At 39.1% G+C, this 13,449-nt stretch carries 14 protein-coding genes; 6 read left to right on the top strand and 8 right to left on the bottom strand.

The genetic code is table 11. The features are described 5' to 3' along the window. Positions 1-44 precede the first annotated feature (44 nt). Together R2R28_RS02875 and R2R28_RS02870 are read right to left on the bottom strand one after the other, a co-directional pair. Positions 45-1,223, bottom strand: coding sequence for a FecR family protein (locus R2R28_RS02875; RefSeq protein ID WP_316824207.1), 1,179 nt, complete (start codon positions 1,221-1,223; stop codon positions 45-47). A gap of 452 nt (positions 1,224-1,675) precedes the next feature. Then, on the bottom strand, positions 1,676-2,254 hold the full coding sequence (locus tag R2R28_RS02870; protein ID WP_316824206.1) for an RNA polymerase sigma-70 factor: 579 nt from the start codon (positions 2,252-2,254) through the stop codon (positions 1,676-1,678). Positions 2,255-2,430: 176 nt separating this feature from the next. Between R2R28_RS02870 and R2R28_RS02865 the strand changes: the two genes are divergently transcribed. The 4 genes from R2R28_RS02865 to R2R28_RS02850 all read left to right on the top strand — a co-directional run bounded on the left by R2R28_RS02865 (position 2,431) and on the right by R2R28_RS02850 (position 5,701). Then, complete coding sequence (locus R2R28_RS02865; protein ID WP_316824205.1) at positions 2,431-2,736, top strand: metalloregulator ArsR/SmtB family transcription factor; 306 nt, start codon at positions 2,431-2,433, stop codon at positions 2,734-2,736. Between the two features lie 13 nt (positions 2,737-2,749). After that, positions 2,750-3,850, top strand: coding sequence for an NADH:flavin oxidoreductase (locus tag R2R28_RS02860; protein ID WP_316824204.1), 1,101 nt, complete (start codon positions 2,750-2,752; stop codon positions 3,848-3,850). 431 nt (positions 3,851-4,281) lie between these two features. After that, the gene (locus tag R2R28_RS02855) at positions 4,282-5,172 is read left to right on the top strand and encodes a pirin family protein (protein ID WP_316824203.1); all 891 of its coding nucleotides are present in this window, start codon (positions 4,282-4,284) and stop codon (positions 5,170-5,172) included. A 28-nt stretch (positions 5,173-5,200) separates the two neighbouring features. Then, positions 5,201-5,701: a DUF2199 domain-containing protein gene (locus R2R28_RS02850; protein WP_316824202.1), complete on the top strand. Its 501-nt coding sequence runs from the start codon at positions 5,201-5,203 to the stop codon at positions 5,699-5,701. Positions 5,702-5,703: 2 nt separating this feature from the next. Here R2R28_RS02850 and R2R28_RS02845 read toward each other — a convergent pair whose 3' ends face one another. Both R2R28_RS02845 and R2R28_RS02840 read right to left on the bottom strand, forming a co-directional pair. Beyond that, positions 5,704-6,888: a hypothetical protein gene (locus R2R28_RS02845; protein ID WP_316824201.1), complete on the bottom strand. Its 1,185-nt coding sequence runs from the start codon at positions 6,886-6,888 to the stop codon at positions 5,704-5,706. Then, positions 6,885-7,523 carry a sigma-70 family RNA polymerase sigma factor gene (locus tag R2R28_RS02840; RefSeq protein ID WP_316824200.1) on the bottom strand — a complete coding sequence of 213 codons (639 nt, stop codon included), beginning with the start codon at positions 7,521-7,523 and terminating at the stop codon, positions 6,885-6,887. Before R2R28_RS02840 ends, R2R28_RS02845 begins: the two co-directional genes overlap by 4 nt. A 177-nt stretch (positions 7,524-7,700) precedes the next feature. Here R2R28_RS02840 and R2R28_RS02835 point away from each other — a divergent pair, with 177 nt between their 5' ends. Beyond that, positions 7,701-8,576, top strand: a complete 876-nt coding sequence (locus tag R2R28_RS02835; protein ID WP_316824199.1) for a hypothetical protein — start codon at positions 7,701-7,703, stop codon at positions 8,574-8,576. Between the two features lie 55 nt (positions 8,577-8,631). Here the strand turns inward: R2R28_RS02835 and R2R28_RS02830 are convergent, their stop codons facing one another. Together R2R28_RS02830 and greA are read right to left on the bottom strand one after the other, a co-directional pair. Next, the gene (locus tag R2R28_RS02830) at positions 8,632-9,030 is read right to left on the bottom strand and encodes an HIT family protein (protein ID WP_316824198.1); all 399 of its coding nucleotides are present in this window, start codon (positions 9,028-9,030) and stop codon (positions 8,632-8,634) included. A gap of 82 nt (positions 9,031-9,112) precedes the next feature. Continuing rightward, positions 9,113-9,586: a transcription elongation factor GreA gene (gene greA, locus R2R28_RS02825; RefSeq protein ID WP_025146397.1), complete on the bottom strand. Its 474-nt coding sequence runs from the start codon at positions 9,584-9,586 to the stop codon at positions 9,113-9,115. A gap of 312 nt (positions 9,587-9,898) precedes the next feature. On the opposite strand from greA, the gene R2R28_RS02820 reads away from it, so the two are divergent. Beyond that, a complete protein-coding gene (locus R2R28_RS02820; protein WP_316824197.1) occupies positions 9,899-11,779 on the top strand; it encodes a M1 family metallopeptidase in 1,881 nt (626 codons plus the stop codon). A gap of 72 nt (positions 11,780-11,851) precedes the next feature. Here the strand turns inward: R2R28_RS02820 and R2R28_RS02815 are convergent, their stop codons facing one another. After that, positions 11,852-12,319 carry an OsmC family protein gene (locus tag R2R28_RS02815; RefSeq protein ID WP_219076161.1) on the bottom strand — a complete coding sequence of 156 codons (468 nt, stop codon included), beginning with the start codon at positions 12,317-12,319 and terminating at the stop codon, positions 11,852-11,854. Between the two features lie 159 nt (positions 12,320-12,478). Next, on the bottom strand, positions 12,479-13,405 hold the full coding sequence (locus tag R2R28_RS02810; protein ID WP_316824196.1) for an NAD(P)-dependent oxidoreductase: 927 nt from the start codon (positions 13,403-13,405) through the stop codon (positions 12,479-12,481). Positions 13,406-13,449 lie beyond the last annotated feature (44 nt).

Genomic DNA, 13,449 nt, shown 5'->3' with positions numbered 1-13,449 from the left:
GGCCTATGCTAATAAATCATCATCTTCTGATGAAAAAGTATAGGTTATGGCATCACTAAGATCCTCCTCTCTTCTATTTTAAAGTGTACTGCCCCGGTGGTTTGCAGCATATCCAGCACCTCATTTACACTATTGAAACGCGAAATGCGCCCACCAAAAGTTTTATTGATTTTGTTGCCGCGGTAATCTATTTCTACATTATACCAACGGGCAATTTTATTCATAATGGTTTCTAAATTTTCTTCATTAAAGCTGAAATAGCCATCTTTCCAGGTTACGGCTTCCTCTGCATCTATCGTTTCTACCTTTACCAACGGCGATGAAGAATTGATGATCGACTGCTGGCCTGGTTTTAACAATTGCGAAATATTCGATTGCAGGTTTTTAATCCTTACGCTACCTTCAAGCAAGGTTGTTTTATTGCTGGGTTCGTTGTTATAGGCATTAATATTAAAATGCGTACCCAATACTTCAACCTCCTGGCTCCTGCCCGCACCAATGTCGCTTTTCACTTTAAACGGAACCCTCATGCCGTTTTTGTCGGTTAATTTGGCTACTTCGAAATAAGCTTCGCCTTTCAGCTCTACTTTTCTTTCTTCCTCATTAAAAGCCGCCGGATATTTTAAAGCAGATTCGGCGTTTAGCCAAACTTTGGTCCCATCAGGAAGGTTGATCTGGTACTGCCCGCCGCGTGGCGTTTCGATTGTGTTAAAAACATCTTTTCTATGGTTCGATGCCGATTGAGTAGCTACAGTATAAATCAGTTCGCCTTTACTCGTTTTAGTGATGTTGATCCCTGCCTGTTTAGCAATTATGCCATTGGTAGCATCTGTAAGCGATATTTTAGAACCATCAGCGAGGGTTAAAGTTGCTTTGTTCCCCCCGGGTTTAATAATTTTTTCTGTCGTTTTGCTGGTTTGTTGCTGATCGGGCAGCTGTTTTTTAAGCTGGTTACTGATCACAAAACCAATAAAGAAAAGTACCACTGCCGCGGCAGCCAGTTTCGGCCAAAGCAATTGTTTTCGGGTCGATTTAAGTTCGGTTTCTTCTTCAATTGCACTCCAGATCTGATTTTTAGCATCAGTTAACTCGGCGTGATCTAAATCCGATGTCTTAGTGCGCAGTGCAGATAAATGCCACGATTCTACTAAAGTTTTTTCATCTTCAGTACACAATCCATTTCTGTATCGTTCTAAAAGTTTTTCAACTTCGGCTTTATTCATTGCTTCAAGATATTTGGTTAATTAAATATATGTAGGTTAACCAAAGCCCAGGTAGTAGATGAAAGGAAAATATTTTTATTTTTTTTTAAAAACGATAAAATTATTACCACTTAGGTGCGCTAAGGTGGTCAATATTATTTTGTAAATGAATGGTTTAGTGTTAATGGCTGACACCTGTCCTGCTATCCCTCCAAGTCCTCACTCATACTTCGCTCCGGGCTTTCCGTTCTATCAGGTTTATTCAACAGAGGGTAGCTTTCAAACCTAGAAGGTTTATGATTTAATTTGAAACGGTGGGTTTTGCGTTAGGGATTGTAAGGGTTCAGTACCAATCTTTCATCGGTACCGGAGCGAAGCGCAGCCCTGAAAAGCCCGACCTCTTTCCCGATTTTTCATCGGGATTGGGTAACGCCCAAATCAATCAATTTATAATTTTTGGGTTAGAATAAAAATCAACGGATCATTAAAATTATGGCCAGTAGCAGAAATGAAGTGAGTTTTAGCCTTAAAACCTTTAGCGCATTGCTCATTTGTTTTTTTACCGTTTTATCTGATAAATGCAAAATATCTGCAATTTCCTTTTGGGTAAGGTGTTGCCTACGGCTCATTTCGAAAATCACACGCATTTTTGGCGGTAATAGCGCTACTTCTTTTTCAATCAATGAAGCAAATTCGCGTTCACGGATATAGTTATCCGTCACATAATCGCCCTGGTCGGCAAAATTTTCTAAAGATTGCAGATAGTTAGTCCGTGATTTGTTTTTATCCAGCCAATCGAAGATTTTATACCTCACTGCGGTGTACAAATAAGCTGACAGCTGCGATTTGATTTTAATGTCAGGATTACTCCACAGGTAAACGAAAATTTCCTGTACAATATCTCTCGCATCTTCCTTATCAGGCACCATTTTACAGGCGTAGATATACAACAACCCATTAAAGCGTTCGTATATTTCTTCAAACGCATACTTATTCCCTTCCTGCATCAGGACGAAAAGTTCGAGATCGGTTAATGATTTATATGCAGACACCTGGTTAGAATGATTAATACGAATGTAAGAAATTGTTTATCGTAAATCCTAACATTATTTTAATATAGCCCTGAGCTTTAAACGTTTTAGCAACGCATAAAAACAGATTCTACATACAATTGTAAAGTTTAATGCTTTAATTGGTATATCGGGAAATTCCGATATACCTTTGTGTCATGGATCAGGTAGAAATATTTAAGGCACTTTCTAATAAAACGCGTTTACAGATTTTAGGCTGGCTAAAAGAGCCTGCGGCTCACTTCCCCGAGCAACCTGCAGGTGCTGATTTTGAAACTGTTGGCGTTTGCGTAGGGCAAATTCAGATTAAAAGTGGCTTATCACAAAGTACCATTTCAGAATACCTTTCTATCCTTCAACGTGCCGATTTAATCAGTTCTACCCGTATCGGGCAATGGACTTATTACAAACGCAATAAAGAAGGTGTGGAAAAATTAAGCGAGATCATCAATACAGCATTATAAATTTCAAAATAATATGAACACAGATAGTTTATTCAGGCCTTTTAGCCTTAAAACATTACATACAAAAAATAGGATTGTTATGGCTCCGATGACGAGGTCTTTCTCGCCCAATGGTGTGCCAACTGCCGATGTAGCCAGCTACTATAGCAAAAGAGCCGCAGGTGAAGTAGGATTAATCCTATCAGAAGGCACCGTAATTAACCGTCCATCTTCATCAGCAGATCCCAATATTCCACATTTTTATGGTACTGAAGCGTTAGCGGGCTGGGAAAATGTAATTAAAAGCGTTCATCAGGCCGGCGGACAAATGGGCCCACAGATCTGGCACCAGGGTGTAATGGAGAACCACGCATCAGGCTGGTTGCCTGGCACACCTTTCGAAGGTCCATCTAGCTTACAGAAACCAGGTTTCGAAAACGGCGTAGCCATGACGGATGCTGCCATTGCCGATACTATCGCTGCGTTTGGACAAGCTGCTGCAGATGCCAAAGCGCTGGGTTTTGATACGGTTGAAATACACGGTGCGCACCAATATTTAATCGATCAGTTTTTCTGGGACGGAACGAACAACCGTACCGATATTTATGGCGGTAAAACTTTGGCCGAACGTACTCGTTTCGGTGTTGAAGTAATTAAGGAAGTACGTAAAAGGGTAGGTGAAGATTTCGCTGTGATTATCCGTTTATCACAGTTTAAACCTGCTGCTTACGATTTTAAACTCGCAAAAAATGAGCAGGAAATGGAACAGTGGTTAACACCATTAGCCGATGCCGGAATTGATATTTTCCACTGCTCGCAACGCCGTTTCTGGGAACCTGAATTTGAAGGTTCTGATCTGAACTTTGCGGGTTGGGCTAAAAAAATCACCGGAAAAGCAACTATTTCAGTAGGTTCAGTTGGTTTAGATGGCGATTTCTTTGGTGCTTTTGCCGGTCAAAGCTCACAACCTAGCTCGTTAGATGAACTGGTACGCAGAATGGACCGTGGCGATTTCGATTTAGTAGCTGTTGGCCGTCCGCTTTTAGCAGACCCGAACTGGGTAGAAAAAATTAAACATAACCGTACAGAAGAATTAAAAGGCTTTAGTAAAGAAGCTTTAATGCAACTGGTATAATTTTACCCTCTTTTTCTTTTTAAGTTTAAAAGCATCTCGAAAGGGGTGCTTTTTTGCTTTTAGGTGTTACAACTGACGGCTTTTTTTGCCACGAAAACACAGAAATTACAGAATTAATTGCTCATCAACCTAATCCGTCATTGCGAGAAGGCTTTTTCAGCCGACGAAGCAATCCTTCCCGTTGCGCTAGTCGGGATTTGCAACCCCGTCTTAAGGGGCTTAGGATTTGTAATCCTTATGAGTGGATTATAAATCCACAGTTCAAAGGTCGGGATTTAAATCCCGACCAACCTTAAGCCTTTACCGTCCCTTCCCATGGCGTCATTTCGAGCGGAGTGCATCGCGGAGTGGAGAGATGACGTGATGAATAAAATTTCAATCTAAATTCCACCCTTTTTCCTTAAATTCACCTCACAAAAATTGAACATCGCATGTCGAACATTAAATTGATTATCGAAGAAAGGCCCGCAAATATTGGCAATTTTATGGTTGGCAGGCTTTTGCCTTTCAGAGAGAAACGTATGGTTGGTCCTTTTTCTTTTATCGACCACATGGGGCCGGCTGCCATGAGTGATCATGAAAATCTCGATGTTCCACCCCATCCACACATCGGGCTTTCTACTTTAACTTTTTTATTTGAAGGAGAAGTTACACATAAAGATAGTTTGGGATCGGATGTGGTAATTAAACCCGGGCAAGTAAACTGGATGACATCCGGGAGCGGCATTGTACACTCAGAAAGAACCCCCGAATACCTGCGCCACAGCGATAAAATGTTGCATGGTTTACAGATTTGGGTGGCTTTGCCTAAAGCATTGGAACAAATGGAGCCTGAATTTTTTCATGTAGAAGGTACCGACATTCCTGCATGGGAACAAGATGGTATTGCCATTAAATTAATTGCTGGTGAAGCATTTGGTCGTAAATCACCCGTTCCCGTGTATAGTCCGCTGTATTTCTTAGAGTTAAAAAGTACCAAACGTCAAAAAATAAATATCGGCGATGACCTTTTCGGAGAGAGTGCCCTTTACATTTTAGAAGGAGCGATTGAAAGCGACGGACATATTTTCGAGCCACGGCAAATTTTAATTGCCAATGATGCTAAACTCTGCGAGTTTACCATGCACGAAAATACAAGCGTTTATATTTTCGGCGGCGAACCTTTTCCTGAAGAGCGGTTTATTTATTGGAATTTCGTGGCATCTGAGAAAGAACTGATTGAGAAAGCAAAACAAAAGTGGATTGAACAAAGCTTTAAACCTGTACCTGGCGAAACCGATTTTGTGCCACTGCCAGATCCGATCAAAAATATTAAACATTAATTCTTTTAAAACAGTTAAAATCTAAATTTTGGGATATAAATGTAGCTCTTGCGGCGAAATTCATGAAGAATGGCCCGCATTAACCTATAATTCGCCTTCTTATTATAATAATTTGTCGGAAGATGAAAAATCTACAATCGGCTATCTTAGTGCTGATTTCTGTACTATCGATTACCCTGATGGAAAAGAGAGATTTATCCGTTGTACACTAACCCAAAAAGTTAACGATCATTGCGAAGATTTAGAATACGGCCTTTGGGTATCGTTAAGTGAAAAAAATTTCGACGACTATTCAAAAAACTACGATAATAAAAACCATGAAGCAGGGTATTTTGGCTGGCTATCGAATTGGCTTCCAGACTACAATTTTGAAAAAAGCATCCCTACAAATGTGAATACCAGAACAGGAGGTTACAGACCGGAAATTATTCCGCATGAAGATTTCGACCATCCTTTTGTTAAAGATTATTATTCAGGGATAACCAAAGCGGAAGCAGAAAGAAGAATAAATGAAATGCTTAACGCATAATTTTAGTTTCTCTTAAACAAATTCATATTTACCGAAACTGCCACACCTGTTGATGATAATTTTGAATTGCCGTAACCAATATCGGTTAATGGGATTTTCATAAAAGGTTTGGCGCTAATGCTTAAATTGTTATTTATTTTATGCTGAAATTCTACCCCAACATTAGCTATACCTAAATAATGTTGGTTTTGGCCTTTAACTTCCCAACCCTGCGGACCTTGGTAAGCACCATCGTAACTATAGCTGTATTTTTCCTTTAACATAATATAACTCGAAAGCCCGGTACTCACCGAAATTGCGTTTCTGTTATTTCCAAAAACCTTAAAGTTTACATTTAAAGGAATATCGATTACATCACAATTGGCATGGATATTTGATGGCGCTACTTTAAAAACATAACTGCTATTCGGCCTGTACAAACTAAAATCCGAATCATAAATTTTCTTGGCGTACGATGCTCCGGTGGTTATACTTAGCCTTTTGGTTAAAATATAAGTCGCTTCTACCCCAAAGCCACCGCTTAAATTACTCGTACCCGATTTTTGAACACTTGTTAAATCCGGTGCGGCTAAAATACTCAGCACCAATCTCGATTTTTGTTTTACAACCGGTGGCTTAAAGCGTTCGGTTTTACCCGTTGCAACACTGGCTGTTAAGTTTTCATCTTTAAACTGAACCGGATTAATTTCAGAACCCAATGCTGGTTTAAATGCTACATTGGCCAGCATATTGGTATTATTGCCAGCGGTTTCAATGGCATTTTCACCAACTTCTACATTAACCCCAACAGCATTTTTTTGAGGGGCTTTTCCTGCTGCATCATTACTTTTTTGAGTTACAGCTAACGAATTTGAATCAATATTTATTTTAGGCGCAATTTTCTCCGTAGTTATCCCGGTTGATTTTTCTGTATTATTTGGTGGCGTATTATTAGGGTTTTGATTTCCTTTATCAGTTTTAATCACTATAGCTTCGATATTGTTGTTCGGTTTCACCCATAAAAACACGATCACCAGCATTGCAGCAATTCCGGCTGCAGCAGCATACCAAAATAAAGGTATCACCCTTCTTTTTGGTGCCGGATGCAATCTTTCCTCCAGATTATCCCAATCTAAATCATTAAAAGGCAGATCGGGGTTCTCCAATCCATCCTTAAATAATTTATCTATATCTTTTCCCTCTTTCATTGCATGTTTGTGTTTAACCTTATCTGTAAAAGGTTTTTATCTACGCCAGAAGTCCTTACCTGGTAAGTTTTCGCATCAGTAGCTTTTAGCATTTCCTGTAGTTTTTGCCGCGCCTTAAATAGGTTCGACTTTGAAGTTCCGATGGATATTCCCAGCATTTCGGCAATTTCTTCATGACTATAGCCATCAATAGCAAAAAGGTTGAAAACTGTTCGGTAGGCGGGGCTTAACGTTTGCACCAATGCCAAAAGATCATTGTAGGCCAGTTTATCATACACCGAACCTATCTGAGCAATATTTTCCTGCTCCTGGATATCTACATGGTCGGTAAATTTTAAATTGGCCCGGTAATAATCAATAGCGGTATTGGTTATAATCCGGCCCAGCCAGGGCATAAAAGCCTTGGTAGTTTCATATTTGGTTATATTTTTAAAGGCTTTAAAAAAGCCATCGTTCAGTATCCCTGCAGCATCTAACCGATCGTTTGCATAGCGCAAACAAATACCCATAGCAAAGCTATAGAAATGTTTATATAGGGCTTTCTGACTATCCCTTTCATTTCTAATGCAGCCCTGAATATACTTTTGTATAGTTTCTTCACTATCGCGGTTAGCGGTCACAAATTCTCCTTTCAACACACATTACGGCAAGGGATAACAAAAGGTTGCCTGAAAAAATTATTTTTTAAAAATATTTTATTTTGTTCGTTTTGGTCAAAAAAATCTCCATTCCACAAGCAACCATTTACAACTTGGCGGCGTAATAGCGGCATATCAATTTTTATTAAAGTTAAAACTAAAAACAAAAATCTTATGCTAATCTACTTAAAAAAGAATCTATTGGCTATTGCCTGTATAGCTATAGTATTTACTGCCTGCAAGAAAAATAGTTCAGATGATCCTAGCACGCCACCTGTTGTAAATAATAACAAGGGAATCCAACTGGCAACTGATGCAAAATTTGGATCGGTACTAACGGATAAAGATGGCAAAACGTTATACTTCTTTTCATCTGATGCTGCTGGTACCCCAACCTGCATAAATGGTTGCGAAACTACCTGGCCGCTTTATTACTCTGCAGATGCCAGTACAGATTTAAAATTGAACAAAGCCGAAGTTGGCGAGGTTACCAGAGCCGATGGACGTAAACAAAACACTTACCGCGGTTACCCACTTTATTATTTTGCCGGCGATGTTAACAAAGGTGATACTAAAGGTGATGGTGTGGGAGGAATCTGGTTTGTAGCCAAGCCTGATTATTCGTTAATGTTAGCCAATGCACAACTGACGGGAAAAGTAGCTGGAGTAAGCACAAATTTCACCGGTACTTATACCGTAGGTGATGGTAAAACCGTTTACCTAACCGATAATAAAGGCCGTACTTTATATGCTTTTGCACCAGATAAAAATGGCGTAAATACTTATACAAAAGGTACTGCGCAGGAAGGAATCTGGCCTGTTTACGAATCAGAAGTGCTTAATTTACCTTCTGCTGTAACCAAAACCGATATCGGCGTTATTACGGTAGCCACCATTAGTAAAAAACAATTAACCTATAAAGGATGGCCTTTATACTATTATGTTCCTGATGTGAATAGAGGTGATAATCAAGGTTTCTTAGTTGGAAAAACGCCGGGATCAGTTTGGCCTGTATTACAGCTGAACGCAACTGTTGCTCCGGCGCAATAAAACATTAGGGTTAGGCGGGTAGAATGGTCGGCTGGTGTTTATCAGCCGGCCTTTTTTATACAGCTAATAAAGCCTCTTTAATTTTCTCGGCAGCCTCAGCCAATTCTTCAGTTGTTGGCTTTAATTTCTCTTTGCTAAAGTTCATATCACTTACATTATTCATCGGTATTAAATGAATATGTGCATGTGGAACCTCTAATCCAATTACCGAAACCCCTACTTTTTTACAAGGGAAAGCCACTTTTAATCCTTTAGCTACAATTTTAGCAAACATCCACAAACCAACATATAAATCTTCATCCATATCAAAGATATAGTCGGTTTCAATTTTAGGAATCACTAAAACATGGCCCGCAGTTAATGGCTGAACATCTAAAAAAGCTAAATATTCTACTGTTTCGGCTACAACATGTGCCGGAATTTCGCCCGCAACGATTTTTGAAAAGATAGTCATTTGAGGTATATGGTTTAGGGTGTGCTGTTTAGGGTTTTTATAGCGGAGGATAGGCCTAAGCCTTACACCTCCACCTTTAACCTTATCTCGAAATCTCTAAAACTTCAAACTGCATTTTACCTGCAGGTACTTCAATTTCAGCAAACTCGCCTACCGATTTACCCAATAAACCTTGCGCAATTGGCGATTTAACCGAAATTTTTCCGGTTTTTAAATCTGCTTCCGTTTCTGCCACCAACTGGTAAGTCATGGTAGCGCCGTTTTTAACATTTTTTATTTTTACGATGGATAATGCCAATACTTTCGATAAATCCATTTTCGACTCATCAATTAAACGTGCATTCGCCAGCGTATTCTTTAATTTCGATATTTTTGCTTCATGCAAACCCTGCGCCTCTTTTGCGGCATCGTATTCTGCATTCTCCGATAAATCACCTTTATCCCTTGCTTCTGCAATTGCTTTAGATATAAGCTGACGACCGGTGGTGGTTAGATAATGTACTTCCTCTTTCAATTTATCTAACCCCTCTTGGGTGTAGTATGTTACCTCTGTCATTGCTCTATTAATTTTTATTCAAACACTATAAAAAACAAACAAGACTATATAGTTGGTTTGCTACATAGTCTTGCTTCAATTATAACGAAGATAAAATGTGGAAATTACAAAAGCAAATAAAAGATTAAGATTTAATAGATTTTTAGATTTCCGGATCTCTTTTTTACATCAATCAGTTTATATTTATATGCAACATGCACCAAAAACGTAACATTCAATCATATACCCATTCAAAAATCTATCATTCTCCCATTCAATCATTTTCTAATTCAATCATTAGTCCTATTTTAGCTTAAATTATTCGTAAAAAAAATGAAAAAGTTATTCTCTATTGCCCTGCTTATTGGTTTGGGTGGGTATATGGCTTCGGCACAGGAGCTTTATATGCCACGGAACATTAAAGCGGCATACACTAAGGGCACACGTTCGATGAATGGAAAGCCCGGCCCTAATTACTGGCAGAACCACGGCAAGTACAACATGGATATTAAAGTTGATGCAGAAACCAAAGTGGTAAGCGGTAAGGAAGAAATTTTATACAGCAACAATAGCGCTGATACCTTAAAAACCCTCGCTATCCGCTTTGTAAACAACCTGCATAAACCAACTTCTCCAAGAAATGGCGCTGTAAGTGAAGATTTTTTAAGCACCGGGTTAAACATCACTTCTTTTTCTATTGATGGTGAAACTTACAAGGTAGACAGTAAAAACTGGGGAACGGTTGGCAATGTAAAAATGAAGAAACCATTGGCCCCAAAATCAAAAATTACCGTTAAAATAGAATGGGATTATCCTTTATCAAAAGAAAGCGGCCGTGAAGGGCAGATTGATCCAAACGCTTTCTTTGTGGCTTATAGTTATCCGCGCATCTCCGTTTATGATGATTATAACGGTTGGGACCGCATTCCACATACCGATAGAGCCGAGTTTTACAACGATTTTAACGATTACGAATTCTCGATCAAAGCACCGAAAAATTATGTGGTTTATGCAACAGGCGATTTCCTGAATCCTGATGAGGTATTACAGCCAGAAATTGCTACCCGCTTAAAAAAATCATACAATGGCGATGAGGTAATCCACATTGCTACCGAACAGGAAATGAAAGATGGTAAAGTAACCCAGCAAAAAGACTGGAATACCTGGAAATTTGCAGTAAACCACATCACTGATGTTACTTTCGCTTTAAGCAACCATTATGTTTGGGATGGTGCCAGTGTTATTGTAGATAAAAAAACCAATCGCCGATCGAGCGCTCAGGCTGCTTACAACCCAACAAGCGGCAAAGATTTTGTGAACTCGGTTAAATATAACCTGAATGCTTTAGACTGGTTTTCGAACAACTGGCCCGGCATTCCATATCCTTATGTAAAAACCATTGCTTTTCAGGGTTTTGCTGATATGGAATATCCAATGATGGTGAACGATTCGGAATTTGGCGATCCTATTTTTGCACAGTTGGTTCAGGATCATGAAGTAGCACACACTTATTTCCCATTTTATATGGGCATTAACGAAACCCGCTATGCTTACATGGATGAAGGTTGGGCCACTACATTCGAATATTTAATTGGTATTGCAGAGCATGGTAAAGAAGCCGCCGATAAGTTTTACAAAAGTTTTAGGGTAAATCAGTACATTAACGATAAATCTACTGAAGAAGATCAGCCGGTAATTTCGATGTCTGATCAGGTATCAGGAGCAGGTTATGGAAACAACTCGTACGGAAAAGCGTCATTATCTTACCTGGCCTTAAAAGATATGCTTGGCGATGAGTTGTTCAAAAAAGCTTTACATACCTATATGAGTAACTGGAATGGTAAACATCCAATTCCATGGGATTATTTTAACTCAATGAACGCAGGCGCTGGACAAAACTTAAACTGGTTTTTCCAGAACTGGTTCTTCACCAATAATTATCTTGATTTGGCCATTACCAAAGTTACACCTGCAAAAGGAAAATCGGCAGTAATGGTTAAAAATGTTGGCGGTTTTGCCATTCCATTTGATGTGGTGGTTACTTATACTGATGGAAAAACAGAAACTATCCATCAAACCCCGGTAGTTTGGAAAGCAAACCAGAAAGAAGTGAGCATAACCGTTAATTCCACTAAAAAATTCAAATCGATCAATTTGGATAATGGCATTTTTATGGATGCTACTCCAAAGGATAATACCTGGGAAGCGAAATAATTGGCTTTTGCAATTTTCAGTTGACAGTTTTATATAACTGTTAACTGAAAACTGTTAATGAAGAACTGTAAACTAATAACTGAGAACCGGCTCGTGTTTAACCGGGAAGTTTAACGAATTGGCAATAAAACACATTTTATTGGCCTCGTGATGTAGCGATGCTGCAAGTTCGTAATGCGCCTTATCGGCAATTAAAACCTGTGGATGAAGGGTAACTTCTTTAAATCTACCACTTCCATCAGCCAATTCTTCCATTGTACCTACCGCTTCATCTTTATAATCGATTACTACGATTTCATTTTTAGAGCATAAGTGCAAATACCAAAGCATGTGGCAACTGGAAATTGATGCCAGCAAAAGGTCTTCGGGGTTATATTTAGATTTATCGCCCAGAAAGGCAGAATCTGATGAGCCGGAAATATCGGCCTTGCCTTTTACTGAAATAACATAATCGCGGTCGTACGAACGGTAATCCATCGTACCCGAACCTTTATTACCGGTCCAGGTAACTGTAGTAGAATATAAATGATCTTTCGGCATGATAAAATTGGTTAGATTGTATTGCCAATTTAAGAAAATAAAATTACTTAAGCTAACGCTCGTTTCTAACGAGCGTTGAATAATTTATCGTTTACAAACGATAGAATCGTTTAGCATTTATGCACTCGTTTGGAAACGAGCGCAAGCGTTTTTATTAAACTAGAAACTAAGTCCACGAAGTTTCTCAGCCAAAACTTCAGAAATTTTACGGTACGAATCAAAGGTCCAACCGCCAACATGAGGGGTTAAAATTACCTGATCATTCTGCTTTAATTCATTATACCAAGGTTGCTCTCCCAATGCCGGGAATTTTTCAGTTTGCAAAACATCAAGTCCCGCACCTAAAATTTTTCCGCTTTTTATGGCGTTTAGCACAGCAGGTGTATTTACAATTTCTCCCCTGGCGGTATTGATAAAGAAAATAGGCTTTTTAAAATGAAAGAAATATTCATCATCCACCATTTGTTTCGTTTCGGCAGTTAAAGGGATATGCAAACTGAGTACATCGCTGTATTTTACAATCTCTTCCATACTTACCTCACGGGCAAAGGCATCGCTAAAGCTGGTTTTATATTTATCGTAAGCCATTACATCCACTTCGAAACCTGCAAGTTTTTTCGCAAAACTTTGCCCCATAAAACCGTAGCCAATAATACCAACTTTCTTGCCTTTCAGTTCGTAACCACGGTTTCCTTCTCTATCCCAAATGCCATTCCTGATTTCGATATCGGCCCTGCGGAAGTTGTTCATCAACGATAAAAGCAAACCTGTGGCATGTTCGCCAACCGCATCGCAATTGCCCTCGGGAGCATTCATCAGCTCGATATTTCTTTCAAAAGCAATTTTATCATCAATATTATCCAAACCTGCTCCTGCCCTGGCTACAAACTTTAAATTTGGTGCCGCAGCAAAAATTTCGGCATCAATCCTGAATTTAGTCCTTACGGCAATACCGGTATATTCTTTTATTTTATCTAAAGTTTGCTGACGGGTAATTTGGGGTTCATCATCAACCTGGTAACCCATGGCTATGGCCTGCTCTTTAAATGCAGGGTGCAAATCATCAACAATTAATATCTTATTCATAATAAACAAAAGTAACATTTTGCAGATTGTTCAATTGTAATATT

The organism is Pedobacter miscanthi, from assembly GCF_032678605.1.
Lineage (GTDB): Bacteria > Bacteroidota > Bacteroidia > Sphingobacteriales > Sphingobacteriaceae > Pedobacter > Pedobacter miscanthi_A.
The sequence above is the reverse complement of the archived record's forward strand: the minus strand, read 5'-3'. Positions and strand labels throughout refer to the sequence as shown.

Bases quoted from the DNA above. Each gene is read 5' to 3' on its own strand.
- R2R28_RS02875 (WP_316824207.1), bottom strand. From the start codon at position 1,223: ATGAATAAAGCCGAAGTTGAAAAACTTTTAGAACGATACAGAAATGGA.
- R2R28_RS02865 (WP_316824205.1), top strand. From the start codon at position 2,431: ATGGATCAGGTAGAAATATTTAAGGCACTTTCTAATAAAACGCGTTTA.
- R2R28_RS02860 (WP_316824204.1), top strand. From the start codon at position 2,750: ATGAACACAGATAGTTTATTCAGGCCTTTTAGCCTTAAAACATTACAT.
- R2R28_RS02855 (WP_316824203.1), top strand. From the start codon at position 4,282: ATGTCGAACATTAAATTGATTATCGAAGAAAGGCCCGCAAATATTGGC.
- R2R28_RS02845 (WP_316824201.1), bottom strand. From the start codon at position 6,888: ATGAAAGAGGGAAAAGATATAGATAAATTATTTAAGGATGGATTGGAG.
- R2R28_RS02835 (WP_316824199.1), top strand. From the start codon at position 7,701: ATGCTAATCTACTTAAAAAAGAATCTATTGGCTATTGCCTGTATAGCT.
- R2R28_RS02830 (WP_316824198.1), bottom strand. From the start codon at position 9,030: ATGACTATCTTTTCAAAAATCGTTGCGGGCGAAATTCCGGCACATGTT.
- greA (WP_025146397.1), bottom strand. From the start codon at position 9,586: ATGACAGAGGTAACATACTACACCCAAGAGGGGTTAGATAAATTGAAA.
- R2R28_RS02820 (WP_316824197.1), top strand. From the start codon at position 9,899: ATGAAAAAGTTATTCTCTATTGCCCTGCTTATTGGTTTGGGTGGGTAT.
- R2R28_RS02815 (WP_219076161.1), bottom strand. From the start codon at position 12,319: ATGCCGAAAGATCATTTATATTCTACTACAGTTACCTGGACCGGTAAT.
- R2R28_RS02810 (WP_316824196.1), bottom strand. From the start codon at position 13,405: ATGAATAAGATATTAATTGTTGATGATTTGCACCCTGCATTTAAAGAG.